The organism is Breoghania sp. JC706 (assembly GCF_037026715.1).
Lineage (GTDB): Bacteria > Pseudomonadota > Alphaproteobacteria > Rhizobiales > Stappiaceae > Breoghania.
Genome location: NZ_JBANCG010000001.1, coordinates 355,291 through 374,780, shown reverse-complemented (window position 1 = coordinate 374,780; position 19,490 = coordinate 355,291). Strand labels below are relative to the sequence as shown.

General features: G+C 63.4%; 15 protein-coding genes. 12 read left to right on the top strand and 3 right to left on the bottom strand.

Annotation, left to right across the window (positions count from 1 at the left end; genetic code table 11):
• Positions 1 to 58: 58 nt before the first annotated feature.
• The 6 genes from V2L18_RS01605 to flaF all read left to right on the top strand — a co-directional run bounded on the left by V2L18_RS01605 (position 59) and on the right by flaF (position 7,772).
• Complete coding sequence (locus V2L18_RS01605) at positions 59 to 481, top strand: flagellar protein FlaG (RefSeq protein ID WP_336175985.1); 423 nt, start codon at positions 59 to 61, stop codon at positions 479 to 481.
• Between the two features lie 750 nt (positions 482 to 1,231).
• Positions 1,232 to 2,785, top strand: coding sequence for a flagellin (locus V2L18_RS01600; RefSeq protein ID WP_336175984.1), 1,554 nt, complete (start codon positions 1,232 to 1,234; stop codon positions 2,783 to 2,785).
• 406 nt (positions 2,786 to 3,191) lie between these two features.
• Entirely contained in the window at positions 3,192 to 4,748 is a 1,557-nt protein-coding gene (locus V2L18_RS01595; protein WP_336175982.1) for a flagellin, read from the top strand.
• Between the two features lie 523 nt (positions 4,749 to 5,271).
• Positions 5,272 to 6,831, top strand: a complete 1,560-nt coding sequence (locus tag V2L18_RS01590) for a flagellin (RefSeq protein WP_336175980.1) — start codon at positions 5,272 to 5,274, stop codon at positions 6,829 to 6,831.
• 193 nt (positions 6,832 to 7,024) lie between these two features.
• Entirely contained in the window at positions 7,025 to 7,498 is a 474-nt protein-coding gene (gene flbT / locus V2L18_RS01585) for a flagellar biosynthesis repressor FlbT (protein WP_336175979.1), read from the top strand.
• Positions 7,401 to 7,772 carry a flagellar biosynthesis regulator FlaF gene (gene flaF, locus V2L18_RS01580; protein WP_336175978.1) on the top strand — a complete coding sequence of 124 codons (372 nt, stop codon included), beginning with the start codon at positions 7,401 to 7,403 and terminating at the stop codon, positions 7,770 to 7,772. Before flbT ends, flaF begins: the two co-directional genes overlap by 98 nt.
• Positions 7,773 to 7,986: 214 nt before the next feature.
• Here the strand turns inward: flaF and V2L18_RS01575 are convergent, their stop codons facing one another.
• The 3 genes from V2L18_RS01575 to V2L18_RS01565 all read right to left on the bottom strand — a co-directional run bounded on the left by V2L18_RS01575 (position 7,987) and on the right by V2L18_RS01565 (position 12,836).
• Entirely contained in the window at positions 7,987 to 9,480 is a 1,494-nt protein-coding gene (locus V2L18_RS01575; protein ID WP_336175976.1) for a flagellar protein, read from the bottom strand.
• Positions 9,481 to 9,488: 8 nt separating this feature from the next.
• On the bottom strand, positions 9,489 to 11,363 hold the full coding sequence (gene flgK / locus V2L18_RS01570) for a flagellar hook-associated protein FlgK (RefSeq protein ID WP_336175974.1): 1,875 nt from the start codon (positions 11,361 to 11,363) through the stop codon (positions 9,489 to 9,491).
• A gap of 78 nt (positions 11,364 to 11,441) precedes the next feature.
• Entirely contained in the window at positions 11,442 to 12,836 is a 1,395-nt protein-coding gene (locus V2L18_RS01565; protein WP_336175972.1) for a flagellar hook-basal body complex protein, read from the bottom strand.
• 312 nt (positions 12,837 to 13,148) lie between these two features.
• Between V2L18_RS01565 and V2L18_RS01560 the strand changes: the two genes are divergently transcribed.
• The 6 genes from V2L18_RS01560 (at position 13,149) to V2L18_RS01535 (ending at position 19,426) form a co-directional block, all read left to right on the top strand.
• On the top strand, positions 13,149 to 13,994 hold the full coding sequence (locus tag V2L18_RS01560; RefSeq protein WP_336175971.1) for a MoxR family ATPase: 846 nt from the start codon (positions 13,149 to 13,151) through the stop codon (positions 13,992 to 13,994).
• A 3-nt stretch (positions 13,995 to 13,997) separates the two neighbouring features.
• A complete protein-coding gene (locus V2L18_RS01555) occupies positions 13,998 to 14,549 on the top strand; it encodes a hypothetical protein (protein WP_336175970.1) in 552 nt (183 codons plus the stop codon).
• A 55-nt stretch (positions 14,550 to 14,604) separates the two neighbouring features.
• Positions 14,605 to 15,159, top strand: a complete 555-nt coding sequence (locus V2L18_RS01550) for a histidine phosphatase family protein (RefSeq protein WP_336175969.1) — start codon at positions 14,605 to 14,607, stop codon at positions 15,157 to 15,159.
• A 143-nt stretch (positions 15,160 to 15,302) separates the two neighbouring features.
• A complete protein-coding gene (locus V2L18_RS01545) occupies positions 15,303 to 16,844 on the top strand; it encodes a YcjX family protein (protein WP_336175967.1) in 1,542 nt (513 codons plus the stop codon).
• Positions 16,841 to 17,902 carry a TIGR01620 family protein gene (locus V2L18_RS01540; RefSeq protein ID WP_336175965.1) on the top strand — a complete coding sequence of 354 codons (1,062 nt, stop codon included), beginning with the start codon at positions 16,841 to 16,843 and terminating at the stop codon, positions 17,900 to 17,902. The genes V2L18_RS01545 and V2L18_RS01540 overlap by 4 nt, the downstream gene beginning before the upstream one ends.
• Positions 17,903 to 18,118: 216 nt before the next feature.
• The gene (locus V2L18_RS01535; protein WP_336175963.1) at positions 18,119 to 19,426 is read left to right on the top strand and encodes a sulfatase-like hydrolase/transferase; all 1,308 of its coding nucleotides are present in this window, start codon (positions 18,119 to 18,121) and stop codon (positions 19,424 to 19,426) included.
• The last annotated feature ends 64 nt before the right edge of the window (positions 19,427 to 19,490 follow it).

Genomic DNA, 19,490 nt, shown 5'->3' with positions numbered 1-19,490 from the left:
ATATACTTGGCGACGGTAAAAAGGGCCTCGTGAATATTTGAGCCCCAAGGAGATTGCCATGGACGCGGGATATATAAAGCCCGTTTCGACACTGGCGCAGACCGTGACATCGCAGACCCAATACGCAATGCGTGCTGCGGCGGCGAACGAGACGGAACTGCCGGCCGAGCAGGCCGTGACGGCGGTCGAGGAAAGCGACACGAGCGCGAAGCCGCGCGAGGAGCGGGAACGTCGGGACGAGCTGCCGCTGAAGCGGGAAAATCTTCTGGACGACGAGACCAACACGCTGATCTTCCGCGCCACCGATCCGGACACGGGCGAAGTCGTGCGGCAGATCCCGGAAGAGGCGCTGCTGCGCCTGCGTCAGGCGCTGGCAAGCCAGGCGGCCGCGAACGCTCCGTTCTCCAGCGCCGGTTCGGGCACGGGCACTTCGGGTAGCGGCAGCAACGTCGCCGAGCTGAGCGTCAACCGCACCCTGTAAAAACCGCGCCGGGCAACCTCCCGGACAGCGACCTTCGGGACAGCAACCTCCCGGCCCTGCGGCCGATGCGACAAGAATGTGCGTTTTACAGGCAGATCCGTTTCTGGACGCCTTGAACGCTGCCCCGCGGCAAATTCTGCACTTCTCTCCCCCTCACCTCCGCAGCGACCTATTCCCTCGCACCTCCCGCATCTGCGGGACGCGCCCCTAGGTTCCTGCGCATTCGCGCTGTCCTTCCGGGAAAACGGGAACCGCCGCCACCTGACGGATCGAACGCGCCCGCCCCGCGGCACCGGAAAGATGCCGACCCGCACCAGGCCGAACCGCGCCGGCGCTACGAGCCCCGCCCCCATCAAGCACCCTGGCAAGCACCCCGGCAATCACCCCGGCAATCAGCCCGGCAAGCGACCTTGGCAGGCGTGGCGCAAAGGGCTGCGCGGCATTTCAAAAGCGTCACACAGACGCCTCCGCATGCCAAACAATGCGATTTACGACATATCTCTAAATACGTATTCGCCGCCTGTTTTTCTTCTTATTTTTTATCATTTTTAATCGATTTTCGTCTTACTCACCGTTACTTATAGCGATATTTGGGCCCTTTTGCCCGAAAAATAATCGTCATAAATGACATACGTATTGATATTTACTTAGCGTTTGCAGCCATTTTTACCGCTCGTTAAGATCTGAAACTTAGCGTCTCCTGCGTTCACCCAGAACGGGTGCTCTATTCCCAGAACGAGGAAAACTGTAATGGCTGATATCACTCTCTCCGCCGGCGTCCGTCAGAACCTGCTCTCCCTGCAGTCGACCGCAGACCTGATGGCCACGACCCAGAACCGTCTTGCCACCGGCAAGAAGGTCAACTCGGCGCTCGACAACCCGACCAACTTCTTCACCTCCTCCTCGCTGCAGTCGCGGGCAGGCGATCTCGACTCGCTGATGGACAGCATGTCCAACGGCATCAAGACGCTGGAGGCTGCGGACAACGGTCTGACATCGATCACCAACACGCTGGAATCGATGCAGTCCACGCTGCGTCAGGCCCGTCAGGACAAGTCCTTCGAGACCGCGTCCTACACGGTGAATGTCGGCTCCACCCCGGCCGGCACCGAGCAGCTGTCGCTGTCCGGCGGTTCGGTCGGCACCACTGCCGTCGATATCGACCTCACCCAGTCGCAGGGCGTTTCCACCGGTTCCGGCTTCGCTGCCCTCGACTTCGACAGCGCCGCCGACAACTCCTATGCCGGCTCGCTGACCTTCGATGTCGCGATCGACGGTGGCACCGCACAGACCGTCGCCATCACCGCGACCGATGCCGACACCCTGTCGATCACCATCGACGGCGGCTCCGCGACAACCTTCGACGTCGCCGACGTCGAGGCGGTCACTGCTGACGAACTGGCTTCCGTGATCAACGCCGGCTTCGATGCCAACAGCGTTGCCATCACCGCCAGCACGGATGGCGGCGAACTCGTGCTCACCTCCGACACGGCCTCCGACAGCTCCACCGCTGCTGTCACCGTGTCGAGCGTCGCGGAAACCCTGGCAGGCGCCTCCGACTCCGGCCTTGGCGCCGCGGCCGACAGCCTGGCCAACACCACCGCCAAGACTGTCGATACGCTGGTTGCCGAGATCAACGCCAACACTTCGCTCACCGGCGCCGTTCGTGCGTCGAACGACAACGGCAAGCTGCGCCTGGAGAACCAGTCCACGCAGGACCTGGACGTGACCGGCGTCAATGCCTCGACCGGCGTCGCCGATGGCGGCACGGGCACGGGCACGATCGGCGGCAACACGGTGCGTGCGGATCTGGCCGACCAGTTCAACGAACTGCGCGACCAGCTCGACAAGCTGTCGGATGATGCCTCCTTCAACGGCATCAACCTGCTGCGCGGCGACAACCTGAAGATCACCTTCAACGAGACCGGCACTTCGACGATCGACATCCAGACCAAGAACGGCGAGACCATCAACGCCGGGACCCTGGGTATCTCCGACATCGAGGCCGTCGATCTGGATAGCGACACCAACATCGACACGTTGCTCTCTGGTGTGAAGGACGCGATCAACACGGTGCGTTCGCAGTCGTCGGCTTTCGGCTCGAACCTCTCGATCGTGGAAAACCGTCAGGAATTCACGACCGCGATGATCAACACGCTGGAAACCGGTGCCGACAATCTGGTGCTGGCCGACGGCAACGAGGAAGCGGCAAACATGCTGGCCCTGCAGACCCGCCAGCAGCTCTCCTCCACCGCCCTGTCGCTGGCCTCTCAGGCCGACCAGGCGCCGCTGCGTCTGTTCTAAGACGACGCGGACATCGCGGAGACGACATCAAGCGGCGGGGCCTCAGGGCTCCGCCGTTTTGTTTTGCCCCCCCGCCCGACTGCGATTTCCCCAGCCGATCCGCATGGTGAGACACCATGTCGCACCCTAGTGCGCGAGAAAAAGCGCCTGGTGCGCAAAAGGCGCACGATTTCGCGGGTTCCGATCCCGCACGCCCTCTCCTTCCCGGACAAGACAAGCCTTTCTGACCTAGCGGCAGGGTGCACACAATCCGCGCGCGACACCTATCGCCGTTTCATTCGCGGACTTAAGGTGTGCTCCGAAAACTGACAGGTACGTAGGTATTAAACCGTTGTTAATATTTGCCCGTCAGTTTTTGCCAGTCCCCAGAAAGGGGGCCTTTGAGTTCCAAGAAAGGAATGAGTAAATGTCCGATATCACTCTCTCGTCCGGCGTTCGCCAGAACCTGCTCTCGCTGCAGAACACTGCGGATCTGATGTCCACGACGCAGAACCGCCTGGCCACCGGCAAGAAGGTCAACTCGGCCCTCGACAATCCGACCAACTTCTTCACGTCTTCCTCGCTGCAGTCGCGTGCAAGCGATCTGGACTCGCTGATGGACAGCATGTCCAACGGCATCAAGACGCTGGAAGCGGCCGACAACGGCCTGACCTCGATCACCAACACGCTGGAATCGATGCAGTCCACGCTGCGTCAGGCCCGTCAGGACAAGTCCTTCGAGACCGCGTCCTTCACGGTCGACCTGGGCGCCACGCCGACGGGCACCGAGAAGCTGTCCCTGTCGGGCGGCGCCATCGGCGACACGGCGGTCGATATCGACCTGACCAATTCGACCGATACCGGCACTTCGGGCACATCGACGGCCCAGAATGCTTATGCATCATTCGACCTGGACGAAGCAGGCGATAGCGTCAGCTTTGATGTGACGGTTGACGGTGCGGCTTCGCCCCAGACGATCACCTTCACTCAGGCGACGGTTGCGGCCGCTGGCGGCGATGGCTCCGACGGCGTGGACATTGATGAGGCAATCGCTACCATCAATGATCAACTGTCCGGCGCAACGGCCTCTAAGGACAGCGGCAAAATCGTCATCACGTCCGATACCAAGGGTACGACTTCCAGCGTTGCCGTCAGCAACTTTGCGTTCACCGAAGACAGCGCCACAGGCAGCAGCGGCACTGACTTGACATCAGCGGCTGACCTTGGCTTCGGCACTCCTGTCGAAGCCCCGGGTGCGGCAACTGGCGGTACCGTTACCTATACCGCAAAGACCGTCGACGAACTCGTCTCGACGATCAACAACAATACCGATCTGAAGGGCAAGATCCGCGCGTCGAACGACAACGGCAAGCTGCGTCTGGAAAACCAGTCCACGCAGGACCTGACCGTGACCGGCTCGACGACCACCGGCAGCATCGACGGCTCCACGAGCACGTCGACGATCGACGGCAACGATGTTCGCGCCGATCTCTCCGACCAGTTCAACGAGCTGCGCGACCAGCTCGACAAGCTGTCGGATGATGCCTCCTACAACGGCATCAACCTGCTGCGCGGCGACAACCTGACGATCACCTTCAACGAGACCGGCACCTCGACGATCGACATCCAGACCAAGAACGGCGAGACCATCAACGCCGGGACCCTGGGTATCTCCGATATCGAGGAAGCCGATCTGGACAGCGACACCAACATCGACAACCTGCTGAGCACCGTGAAGGACGCGATCAACACCGTGCGTTCGCAGTCGTCGGCGTTCGGCTCGAACCTGTCGATCGTGGAAAACCGTCAGGACTTCACCAAGTCCATGATGAACACGCTGCAGACCGGTGCCGACAATCTGGTGCTGGCCGACGGCAACGAGGAAGCGGCGAACATGCTGGCCCTCCAGACCCGTCAGCAGCTGTCCTCCACCGCCCTGTCGCTGGCCTCCCAGGCCGACCAGGCGCCGCTGCGTCTGTTCTGATCGAGGCGGATATCGCGAAACGACATCAAGCGGCGGGGCCTCAGGCTCCGCCGCTTTTCGTTGCCCTCACCGCCTAGAGCAGCTCATGACTGGACGGAAACGGGTCGCGGGTATTTCAGCTCGCGGCCCATCCTTCGAGACGGTCGCGTTGCGACCTCCTCAGGATGACGTTATCCGTGTTGCTATTTCTGCAAAACCAACACCAAACACCACGTCATCCTGAGGAGGTCGCGGAAGCGACCGTCTCGAAGGATGGGCGACCTGCTTCCGCCCGACCGTGAACAGCTCTAGCCGCCTCCCCTGCGGCATAATGCGCCTGCGCAAACGGCAGCTCGCGCCCCCCCAGGGCGAAAGCCACCGACTTTCTTACGTATCTCCACGAAGAAAATGCGCCTGGTTAGACTTTTTTTTACGTATATGAGGGTGAAAGCCTCCTCAGCACGGGCGTCGTTTACAAAGCGTTAACCATTTCGATGTCATCCGTTAACCAGTCTTAACAAGTTCCTGCCTTTTTCAGGATTGGATGGCGACCGTGTCTGACATCACTCTCTCCGCAGGCGTGCGGCAGAATCTTCTCTCCCTGCAGAAAACAGCAGATTTGATGGCCACGACCCAGAACCGTCTTGCGACCGGCAAAAAGGTGAATTCCGCCCTCGACAACCCGACGAACTTCTTCACCTCCTCGTCGCTCCAGTCGCGCGCGAACGACCTGTCCGCGCTGATGGACAGCATGACGAACGGCGTGAAGACGCTGGAGGCGGCCGACAACGGCCTGACGTCGATCACCAAGACGCTGGAATCGATGCAGTCGACGCTGCGCCAGGCGCGACAGGACAAGACCTACCAGACCGCCGCCTACACGATGGACCTCGGCGCCACCCCGGCCGGTACGGAGACGCTGTCGCTTTCCGATGGCGCCGTCGGTTCCACGCCTGTCGACATCGACCTCACGACCGCCCAGGGCGTTTCCACCGGTTCCGGCTTTTCCGCCCTCGACTTCGACAGCGCCGCCGACAATTCCTATGCCGGTTCGCTGAGTTTCGACGTGGCGATCGACGGCGGGACGACGACCTCGGTTTCGATCACCGCGACTGATGCCGACACTCTGTCGATTTCCATCGGCGGCGGCCCGGCCACGACCTACGACGTCGCCGACGTGGAAGCCGTGACCTCGGACGAACTGGCATCCGTCATCAACGCCGGCTTCGACGCCAGCGATGTCGCGATCACCGCCTCGACCAGCGGTGGCGAACTGGTGCTCACGTCGGACACGGCATCCAACAGCTCCACCGCCGCGGTAACCGTGTCGAACGTCGCCGAAACGCTTGCCGGCGCCTCCGACTCAGGCCTTGGCGCCGCATCCGGCAGCGTCGCGAACGTCACGGAGAAGACCGTGGCCACGCTCGTGTCCGAGATCAACAACAACGCGACCCTGAAGAACAAGGTGCGCGCCTCGAACGACGACGGAAAGCTGCGGATCGAGAACCAGTCGACCCAGGACCTGACCGTCACCGGCACCACCACAAGCGGCACGGTGGACGGATCGACCGGCACCACGACCATCGACGGCAACAGCGTGCGCTCCGATCTGGCCGACCAGTTCAACGAGCTGCGCGACCAGCTCGACAAGCTGTCCGACGACAGTTCCTATAACGGTATCAACCTGTTGCGCGGCGACAACCTGAAGCTCACCTTCAACGAGACAGGCACCTCGACGATCAACATCCAGACCAAGAACGGCGAGACGATCAACGCCGCCTATCTGGGTTTGAGCGATCTGACGAGCTCCGATCTCGATCTCGATTCCAACATCGATTCGCTGATGAGCACGGTCAAGGAAGCGCTGAACACGGTGCGCTCGCAGTCCTCGGCCTTCGGCTCGAACCTGTCGATCGTGGAAAACCGCACCGAATTCACCAAGATGATGATGAACACGCTGGAGACCGGCGCCGACAGTCTGGTGCTGGCCGACGGCAACGAGGAGGCGGCGAACATGCTGGCCCTCCAGACCCGTCAGCAGCTCTCCTCCACGGCCCTGTCGCTGGCTTCCCAGGCCGACCAGGCGCCGCTGAGCCTGTTCTAGGCGGGCATGCGTATCCTGCCGCTGTTCCGTTCGTCCGGCCCGGCAGAACCGGTCCACCGGAAACGGTCGCGGGGCGTTTCGCGCGGCGTGCTTTCGCGTTAAGGTAAGGGGACAGGCACGCTTGCACCGCGCCTGTCCCTGCTCGGCACAAACAGTAAAGATCCCTCAACCAAATGCGGCGAAACTCTTCGTCATGGCGCTGAAAATCGAGCTAAAACCCGGCGAACGGTTCATACTGGGCTCCAGCGTCATAACGAACGGAGACCACCGGACACGCCTGTTCATTTCCGGCGAAGCTCCGATCCTTCGCGAAAAGGATATCCTTACAAAGGAAACTGCGGACACCCCGGCCAAACGCGTCTACCTGGTCGTTCAGCTCATGTATCTGGACCAGGATTCGGGCCCGCATCAGAATATATATTTTGACCTTGTAAAAGATATCCTTGAAGCAGCGCCTAGCACATTTCCAATTATCGACCGCATCAATAACAGGATCTTAACCGGATCTTTGTATCATGCGCTCAAAGAGGCGAGAGCGCTCATAGACTACGAGCAGGAGCTGATCGGGCATGTACAATCAGGCGACGGCAGCCTACCAGAAAATGAGCCAGACCGGCGTCAACCCGCGGGATCTGGAAGCGACCCTGTTGATGAAGGCGGCCGGTAAACTGCAATATGCCGTGGACAACTGGGACGACATTTCCCGCGGCGAGCTGACCGACCATCTGACCTACAACCGCCGGCTCTGGACTTTCCTGCTGGCCGCGGTAAGCGAGGCGGACAACCCTCTGCCCGACGCCATCAAGGTCAACATCACCAATCTCGGCGTGTTCATCATGAACCGTACGATCGACGTGATGCGCGCGCCCGATCCGCAGCGGCTCGCCTCGCTGATCTCGATCAACCGCAACATCGCCGAAGGCCTGCGCGGCCACGGCTGACGCGCCGGACCGGCACCGCCGGCCGCGGATCCCCCTTCCCGCTTGTTGCGATCCCGCTCTTTCGCGCGGCCGGACACGCCCCGGCCGGCGCCCGCCAGCCGGTGGCGATAAAGCCGGTTCAAAGCCCCAAACGAAAAAGGGCCGTCAGGTGATCCCCTGACGGCCCTTTTTCGTCTGTCGAATGCTCCGCGCGCCCTGGCGGATGACCCGCCGCCTACATGTAGTTGGCGAGCGACAGCTGATAGCCGATTGCCGTGGTCTGGTAGCTGATTTCCATCATCGTCTTGAGCTGGAGCATCTGCGCCGCGACCTCGGTGACGTTGACGCCCTCGATGTCGTCGACGGCCGTCTGCAACGAGTTCTGCGTCGTGGTGTGACGCTCGTCCACCCGCTTCACCGCCAGATGCGTGGTGGCAAGCTCCTTCTGGATCTTCTCGATGCCCGACGTCTTGCCCTCCGCATTCTGGAGCGGGGCGCGGGAGCGTTCGGCCATGGCGGTGTAGAAGCCGTGATCCTCCTCGCTGTCGCTGGAGAAATCGGCCACGACGAAGGCCGCCAGCGACTGCACCACCTCGCGGATGCCGTCCTCGTTCGCCCGCGCACCATAGTTCACGGTGAAATTGTCGTCGATGACGGCACTGGAGCCGGCGCGTGGATCGGCCACCGACTGGTCGCCCACATACCACGCCACCGTATCCGCGCTGCCGTCGCGCGTGGCGGTCGCGGTGTCGAAGGGCGGACCGTCGACGCGGGCGACCGGATTGCCCTGATAGGTGTCGAAGAAGGCTTCGGAGCCGCGGGCATGGGACGCGGCCTTCAGCTCGCTGCCGGCCTTGTCCGACAACGCGCCGTTCAACGCGTTCTGGAAGTTCTGCGCGGTGTCGGCCGGCGTGGCACCAAGCTCGAACCCGCCGTTTTCTCCCGGCCCTTCCGCGACATGCAGCTCGACCGTCGTCTGGGTCCCGTCGGGCAGGTCCAGATACACCTTGATGCTGTCGCCGACCTCCGGCTGTCCGGCGAAATCGATGTCCTGGCTCGCCGGCGGACCTGCGGTATAGGTCGTCGTCGCATTGGTGAGATCGGAGGTCACGCCGGCGATCTTGAAGCCGAAATCGTGAACGCCGTCCTCCGCCAGCGTCACCGTGGTGCCGGCGAGCGAACTCGTCAGCCGGCCGTTGTCGAGCGGCCCGGCATCGGCCTGGACGTATTCATTGATGACCTGCTTGAGCCCGGCATGGGTGAGGTCGCCGTCCATGATCAGATCGTAATCGGCCACAGGAGGCGTATCGACCTTGGCACCGCCGTAGAGCTGGCGTCCGCCGACGTCGGAGTTGAGCAGGCCCAGCAGCTCCACCAGCGACACCTTGGCCGCGGTCTGGCTGTTGGTGCCTCCGTCCGACTGCTGGACGAAATTGTTCGGATCGATGGCAGTGCGCGCCTCCGAGCGGATGTCGTCCATTCGGCTGATCGTGCTGTCCAGCACGTTCATGCGCAGATCGACGAAGTCGATGGTCGACTGATAGCCGCCCACCTCGTTCATGCGCTGCTTCAGCGACAGATCGAGGCTGCGGTTGTTGCCGATGCCGGCATAGGTCGTGGAGACCTTCTGCGTGTCGAACTGCTTCTGCAGCGCGTCGAACTTCGCGCGCATGTTCGTCAGCTGATCGATCATCGACGAATTCTTGAAGAAGACGGTATTGACTGCCATGACAGGCCTCACGCGTTCATAAGAACATCAAACAATTCGCGAACCACCGTCATCACCCGAGCATTGGACGAGTAGGCGTTCTGCAGCTGGATCAGGCGTGCGAGTTCCTCGTCCATGTTCACGGCGGAGGAATCGTCCAGCCTGTCCTTGAGATTGTTGGTGACGACCTTCTGTCCCGCGAGCGTGGTCGCCGCGTTTGCGGCCTTGGCCGACTGACGGCCGACGATCGCGGAAAGGTAATCGGTCACGGAGCCGTCGAAGGGCGCCGTCTTGCTGCCGAGCCCGGCCGAACTGTCGTAGTCGTAGGACGTTTCGGTCAGCGCCTTCAGCATCGCCAGCGGACGGGTCGGATCGCCCTCTTCCGTCGGCGTCACCGTGTCATAGATCACAAGGCGCGAATTATCGGCAAGGATCGCGGGATTGACCGAGATCCGGCCGGCGTAGCCCACCTTCTGATCCCGCCCTTCCAGCGCGTCCGTGTAGGGCTGGCCCGCCAGTCCGTCGGTGAACAGCGGCAGGCCGGTGCCCTCGTCGGTCAGACCGGTTGCGGTCACCGTGGCATTCAGCCCCGTGAGCGTGGACGTCGTGCCGCCATCGTCGACGAAGCTGAATGTGGAGCCGGAATTGGAGACCGTCAGACCGGCCGCCGCGAGCGCCGCCTGCATCTGGGTCGCCGCGGAGGCGTTGCCGCCGGAAAAATCGATGCCGTAGACCGTATCGTTCGGGTCGGCCGTCTCGCTGTTGGAAAGCGGCAACTGGCTCGGGTCGTCGACGCGGATGAGACTTACCGTGCGCTGCTCGCCGGAAGCGGCATCGGTGTAGGTCACCGTGACCTTGTTGCCCTTTTGCAGCGACGCCAGATCCACCTGCAGCCCGTTCTGCGGCGGCGTCGCACCGGCATCGGTGCTTTCAACGGTGTTGCTCGACAGCGCCAGCGACATCTGGCTGGCAAGCTCGTCGAGCTGGCTCTGCACTTCCACCAGATAGTTGTCGCGCATGTCCACGAGCGCGGCGAGCTTGCCCGAGGAAAGCCCGCGCGTCGATATCATGTCGATGGTCGAACCGCCGGGGGTGACGAGCGTCAGCGTACCCACCTGCCGGAGCGCGGGATCATCATTCCACTGCGCCTCGGCCGTGATCGTCGCCCGCTCATCGAACCGCAGTTCGGAGGGATAGACGTCGAGCAGCGACATGCCGTTGGTGGTGTAGATCCGCACGGAACCGTTCGGATCGTTGCGGACGTTGATGTCGATCAGACCCGACAACTCGTCGAGATAGCGATCCCGCTCATCCTCCAGATCCACGACCGACTGGTTGCCGGCCTGCTGCGAAACGATCTGGTTGTTGATGTCGGCCACGGAGGAGATGATCTGGTTGACCCGGTCGACGGTCGCACCGATCGTCGTCTCGGTTTCCTGACGCATCTGCTGCACGGCAGCGGTGGCGCTGTTGAGTTCGGAAGCCAGCGCCTTCGCGCTCTGGACCGTCTGAAGGCGAACCGTGTAATCCTCCGGGGAGGTGGTCAGCGCCTTGAGATTGCCGACGAAATCGTTCCAGACCTCTGTCAGCGCGCCGGGATCCTCGATCGAACCCAGCAGCTCGTCGACGCGCGAGGCGTAGGAATCCATCAGCTTGGCATAGCTGTAGTCGGCGTTGCTTGAACGAAACTGCCGCTGGACATTCTCGTTGAGCGAACGGGTGATCTTGTCGGCGGTAACGCCGATCACCTGGCCGTTGTTGCCGTAATCGACGGAGGCCTGGAGGCTCTTCTTGGTATAGCCGACAGTATCCGCGCTGGCGATATTCGCCGACGTGACGTCCAGCTGCCGCTGGTTGTATTTCAGACCGTAAAGAGCGGTGTTAAGCGCCGAACTCAGACCCATGGCACGACCGTCCTGACGAGAGGTTCATGAAAGCGCCGCCGGTTGCCCGAAACCGGAACCGGCGGCGAAGGGCCCGCCCTAGCGGACCATGTTGAGCGCTTCCTGCAGCATCTCGTCGCCCGACGTGACGATGCGCGTATTCGCCGAATAGGCCTGCTGCGTGATGATCAGCCTGGAGAATTCATCCGCGATGTCCGTGTTGGAAGCTTCCAGCGAATTGCCCTTAACGGACCCGGTGGCGCTGTAGAGCGGCTCGCCGGAATCGGTGGTCTGGGCAAAGGCGCCGCCAGGCAGGCGTTCCAGACGGCTATCGGCGGAGAAGGACGCGATCGGGATCTCGTAGAGATCGCGCGTCTGTCCGTTGTTGTAGGTGGCCACGATGCGGCCCGACCCGGAGATCTGGACGCCGGTCTGCTCACCGGAGGCATAGCCGTCCTGGGCCAGCGTCTTCACCTTCGCCGAACCGTTGGGGTCGGCGTACTGGGTCAGACCGTCACTGCCGAACGCAAACTGCAGGTCGCCGATATTGTTGCCGGCAACGGTCACGTCCGAAAGGGTCATGCTGGAACCGGCCGGCGTCGACGTGGTGCCGGTGTCGTCGGTGGTGGAGACCAGAGCGCCGGAACCGTCGAACTCGAACTGGCCGGCGTGCGTCCACATGGCATCCGTGCCGGTCGCGGTCGGGTCCGCCATGTAATAGAGTTCCCACTGCGCATTCTGCGGCACCGAAGAGTCCGCGTTCTGCGACTTGGCCCAGCGGAACTGGACGTTCACGGGGGAACCGTTCTCGTCGTAGACGGTGATGGCCTCACCTGCCAGCGAAGAGCGCAGGAAGGCGGTGTTGTCGTTTGCCGTGATATCGGTACCGGGCGTGATCGAGCTGTCGAGCAGCTCCGAACCCGGCGTCGTGGAATCGGACTGCGCCGTGATCGGATAGGTCGGCAGATTGCCGCGATACTCGATCTGCGTCGTCTGCCGGGCCCCCATGAAATCGTTGGTGATCTGGATCAGTTCCGGCACGGTGCCGGAGACGTTGCCCGTCGTCTCGTCGATCGGATTGCCGAACAGGTAGTAGCCGGCGCCGTTGACGAGATAGCCTTCCTCGTCGATCGTGAAGTCGCCGCGCCGGGTGTAGACATTGTTGCCGGAGAAGATCGAGCGGCCGTCCGTCTGGCCAAGCTTCTCCTGCACGACGAAATAGCCGTCGCCCTTGATCGCCATATGGGTGTCGATATCCGACCGCTGGATATCGCCCGGGATCTCGTTCGTCGCCCGCGAATTGGCGTTCACCGTACCGGCTTTCTGCGTGGTCTGGTCGTTGCCGCCGCTGGCCACGAGATCCGAAAAGCTGGTATCGAGGCGCTTGTAGCCGGTTGTCTGCGAATTGGCGATGTTGCCCGAGATGTTCTCAAGCGCATAGGACTGGGCCTTCAGACCCGAGATCGCCGCATTGATGGCGCCATAGATGCCCATCGACTTCTCCTCACGAGTGATCGCTAGTCAGCGAGGGATACAAAAACTCAAGCCCCTCAACGCAACCGCCGTGCCAAGTCGAAAAAAAGCGCCTGGTTTGTGCTTTTCCAACGTACTAGGGAGCGTTGGGTGGCATTTTAAGCTTTTCCGGTCGGGACATTTGTGCCGCCTTCGGGCAAACTTTGCCGGGCGGCAGGCAAGTTTTGACGGGATCCGGCGCGGCGAAGCGGGCTGGCGGCGCGCGCCCTTGCGTCATATGCTGCGCGCACCCCTTCCGAGGTTCAATCAGCCACTCGACAACAGGACAACCGCATGCGTTTCGAAGGCACCGCCGACTATGTCGCGACCGAGGATCTGCGTATCGCCGTCAACGCGGCCATCGCCCTGGAGCGACCGCTCCTCGTCAAGGGCGAGCCCGGCACCGGCAAGACCGTTCTGGCGCAGGAGGTCGCGACCGCGCTCAATGCTCCCCTCATCGAATGGCACGTGAAATCGACGACAAAAGCGCAGCAGGGCCTTTACGAATACGATGCGGTCTCGCGCCTGCGCGACAGCCAGCTCGGCGACGAGCGGGTGCACGACATCAAGAACTACATCCGGCGCGGCAAGCTGTGGGAGGCCTTCGTCTCGCCCGAGCGCCCCGTTCTGCTGATCGACGAGATCGACAAGGCCGATATCGAGTTCCCCAACGACCTGCTGCTCGAACTCGACCGCATGGAGTTCCACGTCTACGAGACCGGCGAGACCATCCGCGCGGAAAAGCGGCCGCTGGTGATCATCACGTCGAACAACGAGAAGGACCTGCCCGACGCCTTCCTGCGCCGCTGCTTCTTCCACTACATCAAGTTTCCCGACGAGGAGACGATGCGAGAGATCGTGGACGTGCATTTCCCCGGCCTGAAGGGCCTGCTGCTGCGCGAGGCGCTGACGCTCTTCTACGAGGTGCGCGAGGTGCCGGGCCTGAAGAAGAAGCCGTCGACCTCCGAACTGCTCGACTGGATCAAGCTGCTGGTCAACGAGGACGTGGACCCGGCGACGCTGAAGGAGCGGGACGCCTCGAAACTGATCCCGCCGCTGCACGGCGCGCTGTTGAAGAACGAGCAGGACGTGCATCTGTTCGAAAGACTGGCCTTCATGGCCCGGCGCCAGGGGCGCTAGCGGATGCCGCACCGCGTTCTCGCAGCATTCCCTGCCCTGCTCCGGCCGGCAGCTGCCCTCCTGCTGGCAACGCTTTTCGTTCTGGTATTACCCGCCCCGCGTCCGGCCATGGCCGACGGCGGGTGGCGGGAGGATTTCGGCAGCCTGAAGCACTACAGCGGCCTCACCTGCCCGGAGCGCATCGGCGCGCTGGAGCGGTCGGAGGTGGCGGGCACGGCCTCGCTGATGCTGGCAAGCTGTACCTACCGCACGGGCGAGGTCTTCGTCGTCGTGCAGCTGTGGGAACAGGGCTACCTCAAACGCGCGCTGGAGGACTATCGCGCGCGGTTTTCGACAATCGGCTTCAAGCAGGTCGGCGGGGCGGGACTGGCCTCGCGCGGGCTGACCTTCGTGGTGGGCTACGACGGCAAGGTGCAGCGCCGCGAAACGATCTGGCCGGTATCTGTCGGCCGGCGAGGGCTGGTGGTATGGATGAACTATGCCTATCCGCTCGATGAACGGCGGATGGAAACGGCCTATACCGACATGGTGGAAATGCTGCGCGCAATGAAATGACCGCGAGGGTATCGATCTGTGCCCTCGGGACCACGTATGCGGACGGAGACCGTCGATGCCCCGCCTGATGCTGCTGCGCCATGCCAAGTCATCCTGGTCGGAGGAGGCGACCGCCGATTTCGACCGCCCGCTCGCCCCGCGCGGGCAGAAGGCGGCCCCGCTGATGGGCCACTACATGAAGGAGAACGGCCTGCTGCCCGACCGGGTGCTGTGTTCGTCGGCGTTGCGAACGCGCCAGACCTTCGCCGAGACACTGCCGTTCCTCGCGGGGGAGTTCGACGTTCTGTTCCTGCGCGCGATCTACGACACGCTGGACGATGACTATCTTGACATCATCCGTGAACACGGTGGCGATGCCGCGACGCTGCTCGTCATCGGCCACAACCCGGCAACCCACGAAACCGCGCTGGCGCTGGCCGGAACGGGAAACACAGAAGATATCGCAAGGCTGGAGGGCGGCTTCCCGACAGCCGCGCTTGCCATTCTCGATTTCGAGGGGGCCGACTGGTCAGGGCTGAAATCGGGCGCCGGGCACCTTGTCAGCTTCATCAAGCCGCGCGAGCTGGAAACGGCCAACGGTAGTGACGACGGGAGCGAGACGGCGGACTGAGGAGAGAACCGGGGCGGCTGGCATTTCCGCACTCTGCGGCGTCGTCGGGAACGCGACGGCATTTGCACCGGGTCTCCTGCCTCCCTACATCTGGCACGACCAAGGGCGCCGGGATGCGGCGTCTTTTGCCCGGGAGGTTCGGCATGGTCCTCCCGACAGACATCATGGACGCCACCACAACCGCGGAACCGGCGTCCCGCCGCCCCACCCACGGAGTGATCCGGCCGTTGATCAGACTGAGCTCAATCGCCGACGAGGCGCTGAACACCTTCGAGAACATCGTGGAGGGCGCGCAGGCACTGTCGGTGCCGACGTTGCGCCTGGGCGTCACGGGGCTGTCGCGCGCCGGCAAGACCGTGTTCATCACCGCGCTCGTCCACAATCTCGTCCACGGCGGGCGGCTGCCGCTTTTCGAGGCGGCCGCGAGCGGGCGGCTGGCGCGGGCATTTCTCCAGCCCCAGCCCGACGACGCCGTGCCCCGCTTCGACTACGAGGCCCATGTCGACACGCTGCTCGATGAACGCATCTGGCCGCAATCGACCCGCCAGACATCGGAACTGCGCCTCACCATCGAATACGAATCCGCGACCTTCCTGAAAAACATGCTGGGGCGCGGAACGCTTCATCTCGACATCGTCGACTATCCCGGCGAATGGCTGCTCGACCTGCCGCTCCTCAACAAGGACTTCGCCACATGGTCGCACGAGGCGCTGGAGCGTGCCCGCGATCCGGCCCGCTCAGAGCTTGCCGCCGATTGGCTCGCCGCCCTGTCCGCGACCGATCCGGCGATGGAGGCCGACGAGGCCCGCGCGCGCGATCTGGCCGCCCGCTTCACCGCCTATCTCGCCGCCTGCCGGGCCGATGACCGCGCCTTCTCTCTGCTGCCGCCGGGCCGCTTTCTCATGCCCGGCGACATGGAAGGCTCCCCCGCACTGACCTTCTGTCCGCTCGATCTTGAAACGGGCGGATCGGCGAAGCGCGGCAGCCTGCACGCGATGATGGAGCGGCGCTTCGAGGCCTACAAGAAGCACGTCGTGCGGCCGTTCTTCCGCGAGCATTTCGCCCGCCTCGACCGCCAGATCGTGCTGGTCGACACGCTCGCCGCGCTGAACGCGGGGCCGGCCGCCGTGCGCGATCTGGAGGCGGCTCTCGCCGGCATCCTGTCCTGCTTCCGTCCCGGGCGGAACTCCTGGCTCTCCGGCATTCTGGTGCGCCGTATCGACCGCATTTTGTTTGCCGCCACCAAGGCCGATCATCTCCACCACGCCGACCATGACCGGCTGGAGGCGATATTGGCGAAGCTCGTCGAGAAGGCCGTGGCGCGCGCCGAGTTCGCGGGCGCGGAGGTGGAGGTGACAGCGCTCGCCGCCATCCGCGCCACCCGCGAGGCGCAGGTGCGCCAGGACGGCACGACCCTGCCCGCCATTCTCGGTACGCCGCTTCCCGGCGAGAGGCTGGAGGGCGAGATCTATGACGGAGAGAGCGAGATCGCGCTCTTTCCCGGTGACCTTCCCAACGATCCCGCCGCCATCTACGAGGCCCCGACTGGCCCCAGCCCCGATCTGCGCTTCATCCGTTTCCGCCCGCCGAAACTGGAACGCACGGCCGAAGGGCTGACCCTGTCGCTGCCGCACATCCGGCTTGATCGGGCACTGCAATTCCTTGTTGGAGACAAGCTCTCATGAGTGGCGAACAGCCGCGCCGTGCCCCGCGCGCCTTCCGTATCGATGGCGACCGCATCGTGGAGGACGCCCAGCGTCAGGGCGCACGCGAGAACGGCGGCCATGCGCGCAAGGCGCAGGCCGAGATCATTCCCGAGCCGCCCCTGCCGGAGGAGATCGCCGCTGTCCCCATCGCGCCGCCGCGTTCGCGACGCTGGGGCCGGGTGCTGGCGATCGGTCTTGGCGGGCTGATCTCGCTGGCTGCAGGGCTTGCGATCGACAGCCTCATCCGCGATCTGTTTGCCCGCACCGACTGGCTGGGGTGGACCGGCATCGTCTTTGCGGGGCTCGCCGTTCTGGCCGTCCTGGCCCTCGTGATCCGCGAGATCGCGGGACTTTCGCGGCTGAAGCAGATCGACCGGCTGCGAGCGAAATTCGCCGCCGCCGCCGAAGCTGACGACCGCAAGACGGCGGGCGCGGCACTTTCGGAACTCACGACGCTCTATGCCTCGCGCCCCGAGACCGCGCACGGGCGCAACGCCATGGCGGGACACGCGCGCGAGATCATCGACGGGCGCGACCTTGTGGTCCTGACCGAACGCGAACTCCTCAGCCCGCTCGATGCGCGTGCCCGCACTCTCATCGCCAATGCCTCCAAGCGGGTGTCGATCGTCACCGCGATCTCGCCGCGCGCCGTCGTCGATCTGCTGGTCGTGGCGATAGAGAACCTGCGTCTCATCCGGGCGCTGTCGCAGCTCTACGGCGGCCGGCCCGGAACGCTCGGCATCTTCCGGCTGGTGCGCCACGTTCTCGGCCATCTGGCGGTGACTGGCGGCATGGCGGCCGGCGACAGCCTGTTGCAGCAGGTGCTGGGCCACGGGCTGGCGGCCAAGGTTTCCGCCCGCCTGGGAGAAGGCGTGATCAACGGCCTGCTGACCGCGCGCATCGGCGCCGCGGCAATCGATGTGTGCCGCCCCGCCCCCTTTATCGGCACCCAACCGCCCCGGGTGACGGATTTCGTCGGCTCCCTACGCAAGGCGGCGGAGACGGTGGAGGACGAAAGGCCCGGCGCGTCCGGGTAGGGCTTTGCCTACCTGTCCATTTTGCCCAAGGCGTCAACAAATTATTCAGCGTCTACGCGTAGACCTGTACCCGTCAAGCGTTTGTATTTCTCGCGAGATTTACGGAAGCAGCGGGTAGAGATGACAATATCAGATACGGAAAATCTTGGGTCTGACGGATTTTCTTCCGCATTTTCAGACAAGTACGCTTGGTTTCTGGCTTTTTCCGGCGTCCTTGTGCCCAATCTCCCGTTCCTGGCACTGATGATATTCGCCTGCCCGAAGCGCTCGGGGGCGGTCGTCCTCTATCTCCTCGTGACCATGCTTTCCCGCAAGGTGCCGGGCTGGGCGACGGTGGCCTTGCTGGTCCTGGCCGTCTGCATCGACACGTTCATGGTGATCGCGGGCGTCTTCGACCTCGCGCCGAGCCTGTTGCTTGAATCGATCCGTTATGCCGTCGCCTTCGATTTCTTCGGCTCCGCGGCCTACATGCTGGCCGTCGCGGTTCTCGTCACGACCACCGCCGCGAGTGCCTGGCTCCTGATCCGTTTCCGCAAGCAGACGCAATCGGTGAGCCTCCTGCCGGCGATCCTCGCCGCGATCGCCATTTTCGCCACCGACGTCGCCGTCAACATGCCGAGCAAGAACATCGAGGGCCTTCTCGGCATCCTCTATTCCTCGCGCGTTCCCTTCACCTCCGCGATGGAGGAAACCGGGTTCGAGCAATCGGCGGTCGCCGACGGGCATAACCTGCTGGTTGTCGTCGTGGAGGGCATGGGCGCCTTCGCGGCCCCCGAGCACCAGGCCCTGCTCACAAGGCTTCTGGAAACGAAGAAGCTGGAGAAGCGCTACGCCGTCACGTCCGGCACGTCCTCCTATGTCGGTTCGACCACCGGCGCTGAATCGCGCGAACTGTGCAGCCGGTGGGGCGATTTCCGCGACTATCTCGGCAAGCCCCACTACGACTGCCTGCCCGCCCGCATGGTCAAGGCCGGCTACGAGGCCACCTCGTTCCACGCCTTCACCGGCAACTTCTTCGAGCGCAACACCTGGTATCCGCATGTCGGCTTCCAGCACGACCACTTCATGGAAGACCTGGTCGCCGACGGCACCGACCCCGATCCCTCCTTTTGCGGCCTGACTTTCAAGGGGCTGTGCGATGCGGATGTCTCGAAGCGGGTGCGCCGCTATCTCGACAGGAATGACGGCAAGCCGCGCTTTGCCTACTGGCTGACGCTCAACACCCACATGCCGATCGCACCGGGCACCGGCACACCGCGGCTTTCCTGCGACACGGCCAACCCGTTCGCCGATCACATGGTCTGCGACATGACCGAGATGTGGATGGACGTGATGGACGACATCGCGGCGATCGCCAGCGATCCGGACCTGCCGCCAACCGATATCGTCATCGTCGGCGACCACACGCCGCCGCTGTGGACCCGCTCCGGCCGCAACGCCTTCGCCCCCGGCAAGGTCGCCTGGTACGCCCTCAAGGCGCGGACGAACGGGCAGGTCGCCCACGACGAGACGAGCCGGCCTTGACCTCACGGCCGGGGCAAGGGAACCTGATCCTCCAAATGGCCCGGAGCGGGTGCGGCGGGAAGCT